The sequence below is a fragment of the Variovorax saccharolyticus genome (assembly GCF_030316765.1).
GTDB classification, from domain to species: domain Bacteria; phylum Pseudomonadota; class Gammaproteobacteria; order Burkholderiales; family Burkholderiaceae_C; genus Variovorax; species Variovorax saccharolyticus.
On sequence record NZ_JASZYT010000002.1, the window covers coordinates 366,265 to 382,235 of the forward strand.

15 protein-coding genes are annotated in these 15,971 nt (G+C 67.9%); 10 read left to right on the top strand and 5 right to left on the bottom strand.

Annotated features, from left to right (window positions below):
* Window positions 1-98 precede the first annotated feature (98 nt).
* The 9 genes from purT (at window position 99) to QTI45_RS07900 (ending at window position 10,256) form a co-directional block, all read left to right on the top strand.
* Window positions 99-1,301, top strand: a complete 1,203-nt coding sequence (gene purT / locus QTI45_RS07860) for a formate-dependent phosphoribosylglycinamide formyltransferase (protein WP_286653960.1) — start codon at window positions 99-101, stop codon at window positions 1,299-1,301.
* 25 nt (window positions 1,302-1,326) lie between these two features.
* The gene (gene lipP1, locus QTI45_RS07865; protein WP_286653961.1) at window positions 1,327-2,268 is read left to right on the top strand and encodes a LipP1 family hormone-sensitive lipase; all 942 of its coding nucleotides are present in this window, start codon (window positions 1,327-1,329) and stop codon (window positions 2,266-2,268) included.
* Between the two features lie 165 nt (window positions 2,269-2,433).
* Window positions 2,434-3,177: a helix-turn-helix domain-containing protein gene (locus QTI45_RS07870; RefSeq protein ID WP_286653962.1), complete on the top strand. Its 744-nt coding sequence runs from the start codon at window positions 2,434-2,436 to the stop codon at window positions 3,175-3,177.
* Window positions 3,178-3,279: 102 nt separating this feature from the next.
* On the top strand, window positions 3,280-4,155 hold the full coding sequence (locus tag QTI45_RS07875) for a branched-chain amino acid ABC transporter permease (protein ID WP_286371172.1): 876 nt from the start codon (window positions 3,280-3,282) through the stop codon (window positions 4,153-4,155).
* A gap of 16 nt (window positions 4,156-4,171) precedes the next feature.
* Complete coding sequence (locus QTI45_RS07880; RefSeq protein ID WP_286653963.1) at window positions 4,172-5,248, top strand: branched-chain amino acid ABC transporter permease; 1,077 nt, start codon at window positions 4,172-4,174, stop codon at window positions 5,246-5,248.
* Complete coding sequence (locus tag QTI45_RS07885) at window positions 5,245-6,060, top strand: ABC transporter ATP-binding protein (RefSeq protein WP_286371174.1); 816 nt, start codon at window positions 5,245-5,247, stop codon at window positions 6,058-6,060. The genes QTI45_RS07880 and QTI45_RS07885 overlap by 4 nt, the downstream gene beginning before the upstream one ends.
* Before the next feature lie 334 nt (window positions 6,061-6,394).
* Window positions 6,395-7,168, top strand: a complete 774-nt coding sequence (locus QTI45_RS07890) for an ABC transporter ATP-binding protein (RefSeq protein ID WP_286653964.1) — start codon at window positions 6,395-6,397, stop codon at window positions 7,166-7,168.
* Window positions 7,165-9,048, top strand: a complete 1,884-nt coding sequence (locus tag QTI45_RS07895) for an AMP-dependent synthetase/ligase (protein WP_444813257.1) — start codon at window positions 7,165-7,167, stop codon at window positions 9,046-9,048. The genes QTI45_RS07890 and QTI45_RS07895 overlap by 4 nt, the downstream gene beginning before the upstream one ends.
* Before the next feature lie 35 nt (window positions 9,049-9,083).
* Window positions 9,084-10,256, top strand: a complete 1,173-nt coding sequence (locus QTI45_RS07900; protein ID WP_286372773.1) for an ABC transporter substrate-binding protein — start codon at window positions 9,084-9,086, stop codon at window positions 10,254-10,256.
* 159 nt (window positions 10,257-10,415) lie between these two features.
* Here the strand turns inward: QTI45_RS07900 and QTI45_RS07905 are convergent, their stop codons facing one another.
* The 4 genes from QTI45_RS07905 to QTI45_RS07920 form a co-directional block, all read right to left on the bottom strand.
* Window positions 10,416-11,927 (bottom strand): tripartite tricarboxylate transporter permease, encoded by a 1,512-nt coding sequence (locus QTI45_RS07905; RefSeq protein ID WP_286372774.1) that lies wholly within the window; start codon window positions 11,925-11,927, stop codon window positions 10,416-10,418.
* 13 nt (window positions 11,928-11,940) lie between these two features.
* Entirely contained in the window at window positions 11,941-12,429 is a 489-nt protein-coding gene (locus QTI45_RS07910) for a tripartite tricarboxylate transporter TctB family protein (protein WP_286372775.1), read from the bottom strand.
* 152 nt (window positions 12,430-12,581) lie between these two features.
* Complete coding sequence (rbp, locus tag QTI45_RS07915) at window positions 12,582-12,989, bottom strand: RNA-binding regulator (RefSeq protein ID WP_286372776.1); 408 nt, start codon at window positions 12,987-12,989, stop codon at window positions 12,582-12,584.
* 221 nt (window positions 12,990-13,210) lie between these two features.
* Window positions 13,211-13,432: a DUF3820 family protein gene (locus QTI45_RS07920; protein ID WP_286372777.1), complete on the bottom strand. Its 222-nt coding sequence runs from the start codon at window positions 13,430-13,432 to the stop codon at window positions 13,211-13,213.
* Between the two features lie 78 nt (window positions 13,433-13,510).
* Here QTI45_RS07920 and QTI45_RS07925 point away from each other — a divergent pair, with 78 nt between their 5' ends.
* A complete protein-coding gene (locus tag QTI45_RS07925) occupies window positions 13,511-14,776 on the top strand; it encodes a DEAD/DEAH box helicase (RefSeq protein WP_286653965.1) in 1,266 nt (421 codons plus the stop codon).
* A gap of 18 nt (window positions 14,777-14,794) precedes the next feature.
* Here the strand turns inward: QTI45_RS07925 and QTI45_RS07930 are convergent, their stop codons facing one another.
* Window positions 14,795-15,955 carry an acyl-CoA dehydrogenase family protein gene (locus QTI45_RS07930; protein ID WP_286372779.1) on the bottom strand — a complete coding sequence of 387 codons (1,161 nt, stop codon included), beginning with the start codon at window positions 15,953-15,955 and terminating at the stop codon, window positions 14,795-14,797.
* Between the last annotated feature and the right edge of the window lie 16 nt (window positions 15,956-15,971).

Sequence of the window (15,971 nt, forward strand, 5' to 3'; positions counted from 1 at the left end):
GAACAGAGCGCGGCGCCCCGCGTTGCCGTCGGTGACAGCGCCGCCGACGGCGCATTGATTTAAAGTGCCGCGTTCATCCTTCCTGCCACGAACCGACCATGACCACCCTCGGCACGCCCCTTTCCCCTTCCGCCACCCGCGTGATGCTGCTCGGCTCCGGCGAGCTCGGCAAGGAGGTGCTGATCGCCCTCCAGCGCCTGGGCGTCGAGACCATCGCGGTCGACCGCTACGAGAACGCGCCCGGCCAGCAGGTGGCGCACCACGCGCGCACCATCACGATGAGCGACCCGGCCCAGCTCCGGGCGTTGATCGAGGCCGAGAAGCCGCAGCTCGTGGTGCCCGAGATCGAAGCCATCGCCACGCCGATGCTCCAGCAGCTGGAGGACGCCGGCGTGGTGCGCGTGATCCCGACCGCGCGCGCGGCCCGGCTCACGATGGACCGCGAGGGCATCCGGCGCCTGGCCGCCGAGACGCTCGGCGTGCCGACCAGCCCCTACAAGTTCTGCGATTCGCTGGCCGAGCTGCAGGCGGCGATCGACGACGGCATCGGCTACCCCTGCATCGTCAAGCCCGTGATGAGCAGCTCGGGCAAGGGCCAGAGCAAGATCGACGGTGCGGCCGACGTGCAGAAGGCCTGGGACTACGCGATGGCCGGCGGCCGCGTCAGCCACGGCCGGGTGATCGTCGAGGGCTTCATCGACTTCGACTACGAGATCACCCTGCTGACCGTGCGCGCGCTCGATGGCACCGGCGCGGTGCAGACGCAGTTCTGCGAGCCGATCGGCCACGTGCAGGTGAGCGGCGACTATGTCGAGAGCTGGCAGCCGCATCCGATGGCGCCCGCCGCCCTGCAGAAGGCGCAGCAGATCGCGCAGGCCGTGACCGCCGATCTCGGTGGCCAGGGCCTGTTCGGCGTCGAGCTGTTCGTCAAGGGCGACCAGGTCTGGTTCAGCGAGGTCAGCCCGCGGCCGCACGACACCGGCATGGTGACCATGGCGACCCAGTGGCAGAACGAGTTCGAGCTGCACGCCCGCGCGATCCTCGGGCTGCCGGTCGACACCACCCTCAAGAGCCCGGGCGCCAGTGCCGTGGTCTATGGCGGCGTCGACGCCACCGGCATCGTCTTCGACGGCGTGGCCGACGCGCTGGCGCTGCCGGGCGTCGACCTGCGGCTGTTCGGCAAGCCCGAGAGCTTCTCGAAGCGGCGCATGGGCGTGGCGCTCGCGCATGCGGCCGACATCGACACCGCGCGGCGCAACGCCAAGGAAGCCGCCTCGCGCGTGAAGCCCAGACAAGCCTGATCGTCTCAACTCCGGAGCCACACTGATGCTGCATCCCCAAGCCCAGGCCTTCATCGATCTCCTCGTGCAGCGCGGCATTCCGCCGACGCACACGCTGACGCCGGCCGACGCGCGCAAGTTCTACCGCGAGCGGCGCGCCGTGACGCAGCCCGATCCCGGCGAGGTGGCCGAGGTGCGGGAGCTGCAGGCCGACGGCGCGCCGGGGCCGATTCCGCTGCGCCTCTACCGGCCGCTCGGTGCGGCCGCCTCCGCCGTGCTGCCGGTGCTGGTGTACTACCACGGCGGCGGCTGGACCATCGGCGACCTCGACACCCACGACACGCTGTGCCGCGAGCTCTGCAACGGCTCGGGCTGCGCGGTGGTGGCGGTCGACTACCGCATGGGGCCCGAGCACCGCTTTCCGGCGGCGGTCGACGATGCGCTCGCGGCCACGCGCTGGGTCCGCCGCGAGGCCGCGGCGCTCGGCGTCGATCCGGGCCGGCTCGCGGTCGGCGGCGACAGCGCCGGCGGCAACCTGGCGGCGGTGGTCGCGATCGCGGCACGCGATGCCGGCGACCTGCCCATCGCCTACCAGCTGCTGATCTATCCGGCCACCGACATGCGCCGGGTCCATCCCTCGCATGTCAGCAACGGCCAGGGCTACGTGCTGACCGCCGACACCATCCGCTACTTCCACGACCAGTACATCACCGACCCGGCGCACGACAACGACTGGCGCGCCTCGCCGCTGCTGCGCGAAGACCTCGCGGGCCTGCCGCCGGCGCTGGTGCTCACCGCCGGCTACGACCCGCTGCGCGACGAGGGCCTGGACTATGCACGGGCGCTGACCGCCGCCGGCAACCGCGCGAGCTACGTCTGCTTCGAGCGCCAGATCCACGGCTTCATCACCATGGGCCGGCTGCTCGACGAGGCCGGCAGCGCGGTCTCCCTGTGCGCGGCCGAACTGCGCCGCGCCCTCCGGCCCTAAGGGAAAGTCCCCGCGCCGCCGTTCACGCGATCGGCGGCGTCCCCCGCTACGATCGGCCGATGGCGACGCCGGCCTCGGGCCGTCCGTCGCCGAGCGGAGGAGACGGCATTGATCAGCAGGCAATCAAGGCATGCGCCGCGCGGCGATCACCGCGACGAGCGCCTCATGTGGATCACCTCGCAGCGCGTGTTCTACGCCGGCCTGCTCGGCGCAGCCACGGAGCGCAGCATGGGCGGGCACGGCGTCTATCTCTCCCCTTCCGGTTCGGCGCTGCGGATCCGCATCGGCGGCGGTGCCTGGCAGAGCGGCGAACTGATGGTGGTGCCGCCGCTGGTGCCGCACCAGATCGAGACCGAGCACCGCAGCATCCTGAACCTGCTGATCGAGCCCGAGTTCGTCGATCCGGCCGGCCTGCCCGACTTCCTGCGGCAATGCGGGCCGGTCGATGCGCCGGCCTTCGCGCAGCGGGTGCGCGGTCTGCACGCGGAGCTGGCCGAGGCCTCGGGGCGCGAGAGCTTCGACCGCTTCGACTTCGACACGCTCTTCTTCGGCCGGGCGCTGCCCGAGCGCCCGCTCGACGCCCGCGTGCGCGAGGTGATCGAGCGCATCAATGCCGATCCCGCGGCACCCACCTCGGCCGAGCAATGCGCCGCCTCGGTCGGGCTCTCGTTCTCGCGCTTCCTGCACCTGTTCAAGCAGGAGACCGGCCTGACCTTCCGCGCCTTCCGGGCCTGGAAGCGCGCCCGCAGCCTGCTGCGCCATGTGCGGCAGCGCGCCACGCTGACCGACATCGCACTGGACACCGGCTACCCCGACTCGACCCATTTCAGCCACTCGATCCGCCAGGTCTACGGGCTGCGGCCCAGCGACATCCTGGCCGGCTCGCGCCGTCTTGCCGTGCACCAATGACGCGCATGCGGGCCGCGGCTTGAACCCGATGCGGGACAACCCTCTGCGCCGCGGACGCTACTCGCCGCTATAAACCGCGAAACCCGAACGAGATACTTCTTCTTGCAAATCCTCCAGCTCCTGCTCTCAGGCATCGCACAAGGCTGCATCTACGGCCTGATCGCACTGGGCTTCGTGCTGATCTACAAGGCCACCGAGACCGTGAGCTTCGCGCAGGGCGAGCTCATGATGCTCGGCGCCTTCGCCGCCTTCGCCGGCATGTCGCTGTTCGGCCTGCCGTTCTGGTTCGCCGCGCTGCTGGCGGTCGCGGCGATGGTCGCCTTCGGCGTGCTGCTCGAGCTGGTCGTGATCCGGCCCATCCTGGGCCAGCCGCAGTTCTCGATCGTCATGCTGACCATCGGCATCGGCTACGTGGCGCGCGGGCTGGTCACGATGATCCCCGGCATCGGCACCGAGACCCACACGCTGCCGGTGCCCTACAAGGACCAGATCTGGAAGTTCGGCGAACTGGTGGTCAACCTCGAGCAGCTGGCGATCATCGCCGCCACCGCGGTGCTCTGCGGCCTGCTGTTCGCGATGTTCCGCTACAGCAAGCTCGGCATCGCGATGCAGGCCTCGTCGCAGAACCAGCTTGCGGCCTACTACATGGGCATTCCGGTGAAGCGGCTCAACGGCTTGGTGTGGGGGCTGGCCGCGGCGGTGGCGGCGATCGCCGGCATGCTGCTGGCGCCGATCACCTTCGTGCACGCCAACATGGGCTTCATCGGACTCAAGGCCTTCCCGGCCGCGGTGGTGGGCGGCTTCGGCAGCCTGCCGGGCGCGATCGTCGGCGGGCTGGTGATCGGCATCGTCGAGTCCTTCGCGGGCTTCTACCTGCCGGACGGCTTCAAGGACACGGCGCCGTACATCGTGGTGCTGGTGATGCTGATGGTGAAGCCCAACGGCCTGTTCGGCGAGAAGCTGCGCAAAAAAGTCTGAGGGCCGATCACTTTCCATGCGCTACATCTTCAAGACCAGCTACGTCCAGGACATCGACCTCGCCAAGCATGGCGGCCATGTCTTCTGGTACAGCCTCCTGGGCGTCGCGCTGATCGCCGCGCCCTGGGTGGTGCCCGAGTACTGGCTGGCGCAGCTGACCTTCGTGCTGATCTACGGCATCGTCGGCCTCGGCCTGATGCTGCTGGCGGGCTTCACCGGCCAGTTCTCGATCGGCCATGCGGCCTTCCTCGGCACCGGGGCCTACACGCAGGCGGTGCTGGGCAACATGGGGGTGCCGTTCCCGATCGCGCTGGCCGCGGCGGCGGCGCTGTCGGCCGCGGTCGGCGTGGTGGTGGCGCTGCCGGCGCTGCGCGTCAAGGGCATCTACCTCGGCATCGCGACGCTGGCCTTCGGCTTCATCGTCGAGGAGGTGTTCGCGCGCTGGGAGAGCGTCACGGGCGGCAACTCGGGGCTGCACGTGAAGTCGGCCCGCCTGTTCGGCTGGGAGCTCAACTCGAGCGAGAGCTTCTACCTGGTGTGCCTGGTGATCGCGGTGCTGTGCACCCTGGCCATCCTGAACCTGCTGCGCTCGCCCACCGGCCGCGCCTTCGTCGCCATCCGCGATTCCGAGATCTCGGCCCAGAGCATGGGCATCCACCTGGCGCGCTACAAGACGATGTCCTTCGCGATCTCGGCCGCGCTGGCCGGGCTCGGCGGCGCGCTGTATGCCCACAAGCTGAGCTTCATCTCGCCCGACCAGTTCAACATCCTGCAGTCGATCGACCTGCTGCTGCTGGTGGTGATCGGCGGGCTGGGCTCGGTGCATGGCGCCTTCCTCGGCGCCATCTTCCTGATCGCGATGCCGCAGCTGATCGCGCTCGGCAAGGACTGGCTGCCCGCGGCCATCGGCCAGGCGCCGGGCCTGCAGGGCCTGGTCTACGGGCTGGTGCTGATCGCCTTCGTGCTGTTCGAGCCGCTTGGCCTCTATGGACGCTGGCTCAAGATCCGCACCTGGCTGCAGCTGTTCCCGTTCTACCGGCGCGGGCTGTTCAAGCGGCAGAAATCCTTCACCAAGTCGGACCGGCTCAGATGACGACTCCGGACATCCTTCTTTCCGCCAGGGACCTGAGCGTGCGCTTCGGCGGCGTGCTCGCGGTCAACAAGGTCAGCTTCGAGGTTCGACGCGGCGAGGTCTTCACGCTGATCGGGCCGAATGGCGCCGGCAAGACCACGGTGTTCAACCTGATCAGCCGCATCTACACGCCGACCACCGGCGAGATCGTCTGGCATGGCGGCGCGGCGCCGCTGGCGCTGACCGAGCAGGCGCCGCACGAGATCGCGGCCCTGGGCATCGCGCGCACCTTCCAGAACATCGAGCTGTTCGAGCACGCCACCGTGCTGCACAACCTGCTGATCGGGCGCCACACGCACCGCCAGACCGGCTTCTGGAGCGAGGTGTTCTTCACGCCCGCCACCCGCCGCGCCGAGATCGAGGCGCGCGAGAAGGCCGAGCAGGTGATCGACCTGCTCGACCTGCAGCACCACCGCGATTCGATGGTCGCCGGCCTGCCCTACGGCGTGCGCAAGGTGGTCGAGCTGGCGCGGGCGCTGTGCACCGAGCCCAAGCTGCTGCTGCTCGACGAGCCTTCGTCGGGCCTCAACGTCGAGGAAACCGCCGACATGGCCTTCTGGATCCAGGACATCCAGCAAGAACTCGGGATCTCGGTGCTGATGGTGGAGCACGACATGTCGCTGGTGTCGAAGGTCTCGGACCGGGTGCTGGCGATGAACATGGGCGAGGCGCTGGCTTCGGGGACGCCTTCGGAAGTGCAGTCGGATGCGAAGGTGATCGAGGCGTATCTCGGCACTGTGGATGACGTGAGCAGCTTGCGGAGGGCTGCTTGATGTCGTCATCGTGGTCTTCGGGACGGGCGCCCGGCACGCGGTGCAGGGGTGTGCGAACAATCCAAGCTTCTCCAACGCCGATGCAACCCCAACCTGTCAGCGGTGGCGGGTGGTATGCCCTGGGCCGGCCGTTGAGGCACCGCCGAGCAGCGCAGCGGTGCGCGGAAAAAGGGCCGCGCGTGTTTGAGTGGAGCGAAGCGGAGCGAGTTTGCGCGGACCCCGCGTGCCGCGAGCAGCGCAGGGCAGCCGCGAAGCGGCCGGTGACGTCGGCCGGTCCAGGGCATACCGCCCGCCATCGCCGCCCCGAACAAGCCGCGTCGGAGTCTCTTGTCTCATGACAGACGTCGTCCTCCAGCTCCTCAACGTCGAAAGCGCCTACGGCCCCATCAAGGCCATCCGCGGCGTCAGTCTCAAGGTGCGCGCCGGCGAGATCGCCACGGTGCTGGGCTCCAACGGCGCCGGCAAGACCACCATCCTCAAGACCATCTCCGGCATCATCGACCCGCGCAAGGGCAGCATCGAGTTCAAGGGCAGCAACATCACGGCGCAGGATCCGGCCCACATCGTCCAGCAGGGCCTGAGCCACGTGCCCGAGGGCCGCGAGGTGTTCCCGCTGCTGTCGGTCAGGGACAACCTGCTGATGGGCGCCTACACCCGCCGCGACCGCGACGGCGTCGCGCGCGACATCGAGACCGTGTTCGGCTACTTCCCGATCCTCAAGGAGCGCGCCACGCAGGACGCCGGCCTGCTCTCGGGCGGCCAGCAGCAGATGCTCGCGATCTCGCGGGCCATCATGGCCGCGCCGCACCTGATCCTGCTCGACGAGCCCAGCCTCGGCCTCTCGCCCAAGCTCACCAAGGAGATCTTCGAGATCGTGGTTCGCATCAACCGCGAGCGCGGCACCACCATCCTGCTGGTCGAGCAGAACGCCAACATGGCGCTCAATGCCTCCGACTACGGCTACGTGCTGGAGAACGGCCGCATCGTGATGGAAGACACCTGCGAACGGCTGCGCGAGAAGGAGGACATCAAGGAGTTCTACCTCGGCCTCAAGGACGACGGCGTGCGCGGCGAGCGGCGCTGGAAGAAAAAGAAGACCTGGAGATGACCAACGCCATGCACGCCAAGGCACCCGCCGGCCTCTGGGACCTCGGCCGCATCCAGTCGCGCTCCGACATCGTGGTGCCCGGCGAGACCATGGCCGCGATGTTCTGGAACGCCGCCCGCCAGCGTGGCGACAAGGTCTGGATGCGGCAGAAGAAGCTCGGCATCTGGCGCAGCTGGAGCTGGAAGCAGACCGCCGACGCGGTGTCCGAGATCGCCGGCGGCCTGATGGCGATCGGCTTCGCACCGCACGAGTGCGCATCGATCCTTTCGAACACCGTGATCGAATGGGTGCTGTGCGACCTCGCGGTGCTGAGCTGCGGCGGCGTCGCCAATGGCATCTATCCGACCGACGCCGCCTCGCAGGTGCAGTATCTCTGCGAGGACTCGCGCACCACCGTGCTCTTCGTCGAGGACGACGAGCAGCTCGACAAGGCGCTCGAAGTGCGCGCCGCGCTGCCGCTGCTGCGCAAGATCGTGGTCTTCGACATGGAAGGCCTGCGCGACCTGCAGGACGCCGACGTCATCAGTCTCGATGCGCTGCGCGCGCTCGGCCGCGAGTACCTGCTGGCCCATCCGCAGGACCTCGAGCAGCGCGTCGCCGCCTGCCGGCCCGACGACCTGGCGATCCTGGTCTACACCTCGGGCACCACGGGCAAGCCCAAGGGCGCGATGCACAGCCACCGCGGCCTGGTCTACACCACGCGCGGCTACAACACGCTGGTGGCGCAGGACGAGCAGGACGAGCGCATGTGCTTCCTGCCGCTGTGCCACATCGCCGAGCGCATGGGCGGCGAGTACTTTGCGATGTACACCGGCTCGATCCTCAACTTCGTCGAGAACCCCGAGACCGTGCCCGAGAACGTGCGCGAGATCGCGCCCACGGTGTTCACGGCGGTCCCGCGGGTGTGGGAGAAGTTCTATTCGGGCGTGATGATCGCGCTCAAGGAGGCCAGCCGCGTGCAGCAGGCCGCCTACGCCTGGAGCATCGGCGTCGGCACCGAGATCGCCGACCGCGTGCTGGCCGGCCAGCCGGTGGGCACCGCACTGCGATTCAAGTTCCGGATCGCGCGCTGGCTGGCGCTGGACAACGTGCGCAAGCTGATCGGCATCCACCGCGCGCGCTTCCTGGTCACCGGCGCGGCGCCGATTTCGCCCGAGCTGGTCAAGTGGTATCTCGCGCTCGGCGTGCCGATGCTCGAGGTCTGGGGCATGACCGAGTCCTGCGGCGCCGCGACCGGCGTGCCGGCGGCGCGCATCAAGCCTGGCGCGATCGGGCCCGCCGCGGGCTACAACGAGGTCCGCATCGACCCCGATACGGGCGAGATCCTGGTGCGCGGAACCAACGTCTTCATGGGCTACCTGAACCTGCCCGAGAAGACCGCCGAGACCATCGACGCCCATGGCTGGCTGCACACCGGCGACGTCGGCACGGTCGACGGGGACGGGTATTTCCGCATCACCGACCGCATGAAGGACATCATCATCACGGCAGGCGGCAAGAACATCACGCCGAGCGAACTCGAGAACGAACTCAAGTTCAGCCCCTACATCACCGACGCCGTGGTGATCGGCGACGCCCGGCCCTACCTCACCGTGATCGTCATGATCGACCAGGAGAACGTCGAGAAATTCGCCCAGGACCACGATGTGCCTTTCAGCAACTACCAGAGCCTGACGCGCGCCCAGGAGGTCCAGGACCTGATCCAGGCCGAGCTTGACCGCGTCAATGCCAAGTTCGCGCGGGTCGAGCAGATCAAGAAGTTCTTCCTGCTCGAGACGCAGCTGAGCGCCGAGGACGAGGAGCTGACCCCGACCATGAAGCTCAAGCGCAAGCTGGTGCAGGCCAAGTACGCCGATCGCATCGATGCCATGTACGCGTAGCCCCTTCCTTTCGACCACCTAGAGGAGACATCCGTATGAAGACCCAGACTTTGATCCCCCTGGCCGCCGCGGCAGGTCTCCTGCTGGGCTCCAGCCTGGCCGGCGCGCAGCAGCAGGGGGTCAGCAAGGACGAGATCCGCATCGGCACGATCCAGGATCTTTCGGGCCCGCTGGCCGGCTTCGGCAAGCAGTCGCGCAACGGCATGCAGCTGGCCGTGGACGAGCTCAACGAGCAGGGCAGCGTGCACGGCCGCAAGCTCAAGCTGTTCGTCGAGGACTCGGGCTACGATCCCAAGAAGGCGGTGCTGGCGGCGCAGAAGCTGGTCAACCAGGACAAGATCTTCATCATGGCCGGCCACATCGGGACGGCGCAGAACATGGCGGCGATGCCGGTGCAGTTCGAGAAGAACATCGTCAATTTCTTCCCGATCACCGCGGCGCGCGAGATGTACGAGCCCTTCAACCGGCTCAAGTACTCGTTCGCCGCCACCTATTACGACCAGATCCGCATCGCGCTGCCCAAGCTGGTCAAGGAGAAGGGCGCCAAGGTCGTCTGCACCATCTACCAGGACGACGAGTTCGGGCTCGAGGTGCAGCGCGGCGCCGAGGCGGGCCTGACCTCCATCGGCATGCGGCTGGCTGAGAAGACCTCCTTCAAGCGCGGCGCCACCGACTTCTCGTCGCAGGTCGCGAAAATGAAGGCGACGGGCTGCGACCTGGTGGTGCTCGGCACCATCATCCGCGAGACCATCGGCACCGTGGGCGAGTCTCGCAAGACCGGCTTCAACCCGACCTTCCTCGGGTCGAGCGCGGCCTACACCGACCTGATCCACAAGCTCGGCGGCAAGCCGATGGACGGCATCTACGCCACCATGACGGTGCAGAACCCCTACACCGACGAGCAGTCGCAGCCGCTGCGCTTCTGGGCCAACAAGTACAAGACGAAGTTCAACGAGGACCCGACCGTGTTCTCGGTCTACGGCTATTCGATCATCCAGGACTTCATCCAGGCGGCGAACAAGGCCGGGCCGAACCTGACCACCGACAGCTTCATCAAGGCGATGGACAGCAGCACCTTCGAGCCCGACATGTTCGGCAGCCCGAAGATGACCTTCAGCGCCACCAAGCGCCTCGGCAACGACCAGTCGCGGCTGTCGCAGATCGTCGACGGCAAGTGGAAGGTCGTCACGGATTACCTCGCGCCGTAATTGTTGCTCGCCCCCAGGTTGCCCGCACTTCGTGTCGGGCGCCCACCCCCTACCGGGGGCGCCGTCCACGGCCCGGCGAAGCCGGTTCCGTGACGGCCCACCAACAGGCGCGCTGCGCGCAGCCGAAGGACAGGCGGACCACCGTTCCCCGGCAGGCGATTACTCCTCTACAAAGGCTTCTTCCCGCTTCGCCTTGATCGACGGCAGCAGCACGATCCCCAGCAGCAGGCAGGCCGCGACCAGCAGCCCGGCGGACAGCGGCCGCGTGACGAAGACGCTCCAGGTGCCGCGCGACAGCAGCAGCGCGCGGCGCAGGTTCTCTTCCATCATCGGGCCCAGGATGAAGCCCAGCAGCAGCGGTGCCGGCTCGGTCCGCAGCTTGATGAAGAGATAGCCGATGAAACCGAAGGCCGCCACCATCCAGATGTCGAAGGTGTTGTTGTTGGTCGAGTACACGCCGATGGCGCAGAACAGCACGATCGCCGGGAACAGGAACTTGTAGGGCACCGTCAAGAGCTTGATCCACATGCCGATCAGCGGCAGGTTCAGGATGATCAGCATCGCGTTGCCGATCCACATCGAGGCGATCAGGCCCCAGAACAGCTCGGGGTTGCTGGTCATCACCTGCGGGCCGGGCTGGATGTTGTGGATCGTCATCGCACCGACCATCAGCGCCATCACGGCGTTGGGCGGGATGCCCAGGGTCAGCAGCGGGATGAAGGAGGTCTGCGCGCCGGCGTTATTGGCCGACTCGGGCGATGCCACGCCGCGGATGTTGCCCCGGCCGAAGGGCACTTCGCCGGCTTGCATCTTGATCTTCTTCTCGAGCGCATAGGCTGCGAACGAAGCGAGCAGCGCACCGCCGCCGGGCAGGATGCCGAGCGCGGAGCCCAGCGTCGTGCCGCGCAGCACCGCGGGCGCCATGCGCTTGAAGTCGTCCTTGGTCGGCCACAGGCCCTTGACCTCGGAGGTGAACACCTCGCGCTCCTCGTCGGGCTGCGACAGGTTGCCGATGATTTCGCCGTAGCCGAACACGCCCATGGCGATCACCACGAAGCCGATGCCGTCGGTGAGTTCCGGGATGTCGAAGCTGAAGCGCGCCACGCCCGAATTCACGTCGGTGCCGACGATGCCGAGCAAGAGGCCCAGCACGATCATCGCCACCGCCTTGAGCAGCGAGCCCGAGGCCAGCACCACGGCGCCGATCAGACCCAGCACCATCAGCGAGAAATACTCGGCCGGGCCGAACTTGAAAGCCAACTCGGTCAGCGGCGGCGCGAAGGCGGCCAGGATCAGCGTGCCCACGCAGCCGGCGAAGAAGGAGCCCAGGCCGGCGGCAGCCAGCGCCGGACCGGCCCGGCCCTGCCTTGCCATCTGGTAGCCGTCGATGCAGGTCACGACCGAGGACGACTCGCCGGGCAGGTTGACCAGGATGGCGGTGGTGGAGCCGCCGTACTGGGCGCCGTAGTAGATGCCGGCCAACATGATCAGGGCCGACACCGGCGGCAGCGCGTAGGTCGCCGGCAGCAGCATCGCGATGGTGGCGACCGGGCCGATGCCTGGCAGCACGCCGATCAGCGTGCCGAGAATGCAGCCGACCAGGCAGTACAGCAGGTTGGTGAAAGTGAAGGCGACGCCGAAGCCGATCGCGAGGTTGTGGAACAGTTCCATGGCGAAGGTCTCCTCAGCCCGAAATGAAAGTGGGCCAGACCTGGATCTGCAACTTGAGCGCCCAGATGAACGCCACGTAGCTGCCTGCCGCCAGGATGGTCGAGAGAATCAGCACGTCGCGCAGCTTGAAGTGCTCGCCCGCGAGGCTGGAGATGATGACCAGGGCGTAGATCGCGATGATCATGCCCATGGCCGGCACGCCGACGCTGGGCAGTCCGCCGAGCAGCACGCCGAAGGCCAGGTTGGCCGCGATGACGAAGAACAGCGGCTTCCAGGCCCATTTGCCGATCGGATCGCCATCGACCGTCTCGACCACCAGCGACTGGAACATCACCAGCGCCCCCAGGATGGCCAGCAGGATGCCCAGCATGAGCGGGAAGTAGCCGGGCCCCATGCGGGCCCCGTCGCCGATGTTGTAGGTGGTGGCGCCGATGGCGAACGCCGCCCCCACCGTGGTGAACATGACTCCCGAAAAGAAGTCAGCCTGACTCTTGATACGCATTGTCTCGACCCTCGTTGAAGTGCCTTCGAGGGTCGTCGCCAGCGCCTGACGGTGGGCTGACCGGGACTGTACGGACTTCCACGTACCGGGTTTTGGAGCGCCAACGAAAAAGGCTCCCGAAGGAGCCTTTTTTGCTTGGAGCAGGGGAGGGCTTAGTAGCCGCCGCGGCCACCGCCGCCGCCGCCGTAGCCGCCACCGCCGCTGCGGTTGCCGCCGCCGCCACCACCGTAGCCGCCACCACCGCCGCCGCCGCCGTAGCCGCCGCCACCGCTGCGGCCACCGCCGCCGCCGAAGCCGCCGGGCGAACGGGGCTCCATCGGACGGGCTTCATTGACGGTCAGGCTGCGGCCGTCGAGTGCTTGGCCGTTCAGGCCTTCGATGGCTGCCAGCGCTTCAGCGTCGGTGCCCATTTCGACGAAGCCGAAGCCCTTGGAGCGACCGCTGTCGCGTTCCATCATGACCTTGGCGCTGGCAACCGAGCCGTACTGGCTGAAAGCCTGTTCGAGGTCGTTGTCGCGGATGGAGTAGGCGAGGTTGCCTACGTAGAGTTTCTTGCCCATGGAGGGACTCCTAATCAAACCAAAAAAACAAAGCGATGGAGTCCCAGAATCACAACAAACAAATGGCGCTGTGGCGCGAAACTGACCGATCACCGGTTCACGGTTCCGGCATGGAACTGCCAGAAACGCTTCGGCATTGTCATGCACAAAAGATCTTTTGGGTAAATTTCTTCTTGAATTTCCTGCCTATTTGATGCTGCACTGCAGAAAATGAGACGAAATCAGCCTGGTGGCCTGCGGCGAAGCGGGTTCAGCAGCGTTTTGAGGCCGTTGTGGTCGATTTCATGCATCAGGCCCAGCAGGCGGCCGATCTCCCCGGGCGGAAATCCCTCCCGGGCGAACCAGGTGAGGTAGTTTCCGGGCAGGTCGGCGATCAGCCGGCCCTTGTACTTGCCGAAGGGCATCTCGCGGGTCACGAGCTTTTCCAGGTCTTCCGGGTTCATGGTGGCTATGCTCCTCGATCTCCGCGGCGCTTGCCGCCCTCTCTGTTCGTCCATCGGCCCTTCGCCGGCCCTCTGCCCATGCCATTCCATTCGCTCGGACTCGACCCTTCCCTGGTGCGCGCCGCCACTGAAAAGGGCTATCTCGCGCCGACCGCGATCCAGGTCGAGGCCATTCCGGCGATTCTCCAGGGGCGCGACCTGCTGGGAGCGGCCCGCACCGGCTCCGGCAAGACCGCCGCATTCTCGCTGCCCCTGCTGCAGCGGCTCGCCGCTGCGGGCCGTCAGGCGCCGCGCCGGCTGCAGGTGCTGGTCCTGGTGCCGACGCGCGAACTGGCGGCGCAGGTGGGCGAGTCGATGCGCAGCCTGGCGCAGCACCTGCCGGTGCCGGTGCGCATCGCGGTGGCCTTCGGCGGCGTGTCGATCAATCCGCAGATGATGGCGCTGCGCGGCGGCGCCGACATCATGGTGGCCACGCCAGGGCGCCTGCTCGACCTGCTGGACCATCGCGCCCTGCGGCTGTCGTCGGTGTCCACGCTGGTGCTCGACGAGGCCGACCGCCTGTTCGACCTCGGCTTCGCGGAGGAACTGGGGCGCATCCTGGCGCTCTTGCCCGAGCGGCGCCAGAACCTGCTGTTCTCGGCCACTTTCCCGCCGGCGATCCAGTCGCTGGCCGAGCGCCTGCTGCGGGACCCGGTGCGCGTCGAAGTGGAAGGCGAGCCGGCCGGGGAGCCCCCGGCCATCCAGCAGCGGGCGATCGAGGTCGATGCCGGCCGGCGCACCCAGCTGCTGCGCCAGCTGGTCAAGGGCAGCGGCTGGACCCGGGTGCTGGTCTTCGTCGCCACCAAGCACGGCGCCGAGGTGGTGGCCGACAAGCTGCGCCGCGCCGGGGTCGAGGCCGAGCCCTTCCATGGCGTGCTCAGCCAGGGCAAGCGAACCCAGGTGCTGGCCGACTTCAAGGCCTCGCGGGTGCAGGTGGTGGTGGCCACCGACCTGGCGGCCCGCGGCATCGACGTCGCGCAGTTGCCGGTGGTGGTGAACTACGATCTGCCGCGCTCGGCGGTCGACTACGTGCACCGCATCGGACGCACCGGCCGGGCCGGCGAAACCGGTGTCGCGGTGAGCTTCGTGAGCGCCGACTCGGAAGCCCACTTCAGGCTGATCGAGAAGCGCCAGGGCCTCAACGTGCCGCGCGAGCGCGTGGCCGGCTTCGAACCGGTCGAGGCGCCGCCGCCGGCGCCAGCGGGCGAGCCGGGCACCGGTGGCATCAAGGGCAAGCGGCCCAGCAAGAAGGACAAGCTGCGCGCGCTTCAGGCCGGCGCCGGTACTCCGAAGCCAGAGCGGTAGTCAGGCAGCGCGGCGCCCTCACTCGCGCGGCGGCCGCTTGGCGATGCCCATGGTTTTCGCGAGGATGCCGAGCATGACCTCGTCGGCGCCGCCGCCGATCGAGGCCAGCCGGCCGTCGCGGTACAGGCGCGAGACCCGGTTCTCCCAGGTGAAGCCCATGCCGCCCCAGAACTGCAGGCAGGTGTCGGAGACCTCGCGTGTGAGCCTGCCGGTCTTGAGCTTGGCCATCGAGGCCAGCTCGGTCACGTCCTGGCCCTGCACGTGCAGGTCGCAGGCGCGGTAGGTGAGGGCGCGCAGGGCCTCGACCTCGGTCTTGAGCTCGGCCAGCTTGAACTGCACCCATTGCTGGTCGGCCAGCGTGCCGCCGAAGAGCTTGCGCTGCTGCGCCCATTCGATGGTGTCGGCGATGCAGTCGTCGAGCGGCGCCAGCGAACTGGCGGCGCACCACAGGCGCTCTTCCTGGAACTGCTGCATCTGGTAGACGAAGCCCTGGCCCTCCTCGCCGATGCGATAGCGCTGCGGCACGCGGACGTTGTCGAAGTAGATCAGGCCGGTGTCGCTCGAATGCATGCCGATCTTGCGGATCTTCTGGGCCTTTTCGATGCCGGGGCTGTCCATCGGCACCATCACGAGCGACTTGTTGCGGTGCACCGGGCCATCGCTGGTGTTGACCAGCATGCACATCCAGTCGGCCTGCAGGCTGTTGGTGATCCACATCTTCTGGCCGCTGATGAGGTAGTCGTCGCCATCCTTGCGCGCATGGCTCTTGAGGCCGGCGACGTCGCTGCCGGCGCCGGGCTCGCTGACGCCGATGCAGCCGACGGTCTGGCCGGCGATGGCCGGGGCCAGGAACTCGCGCCGCAGTTCGTCGCTGCCGAAGCGCGCCAGCGCCGGGGTGCACATGTCGGTCTGGACACCGATGGCCATCGGCACGCCGCCGCAGCGCACGTGGCCGAGCGCCTCGGCCAGCGCCATCGCGTAGGAATAGTCGAGCCCGGCGCCGCCGTATTCCTCGGGCTTGTTCAGGCCCAGCAGGCCGAGCGCGCCGAGGCGGGCGAACACCTCGTGGGCCGGGAAGGCCTCGGCGGCCTCCCATTCGTCGACGTGCGGGTTGATCTCCTCGTCGATGAAGCGGCGCATCGTCTTCTGGATCTCGAGGTGTTCGTGGGTGTAGTTCATGCGGGCCGGGTCCTTC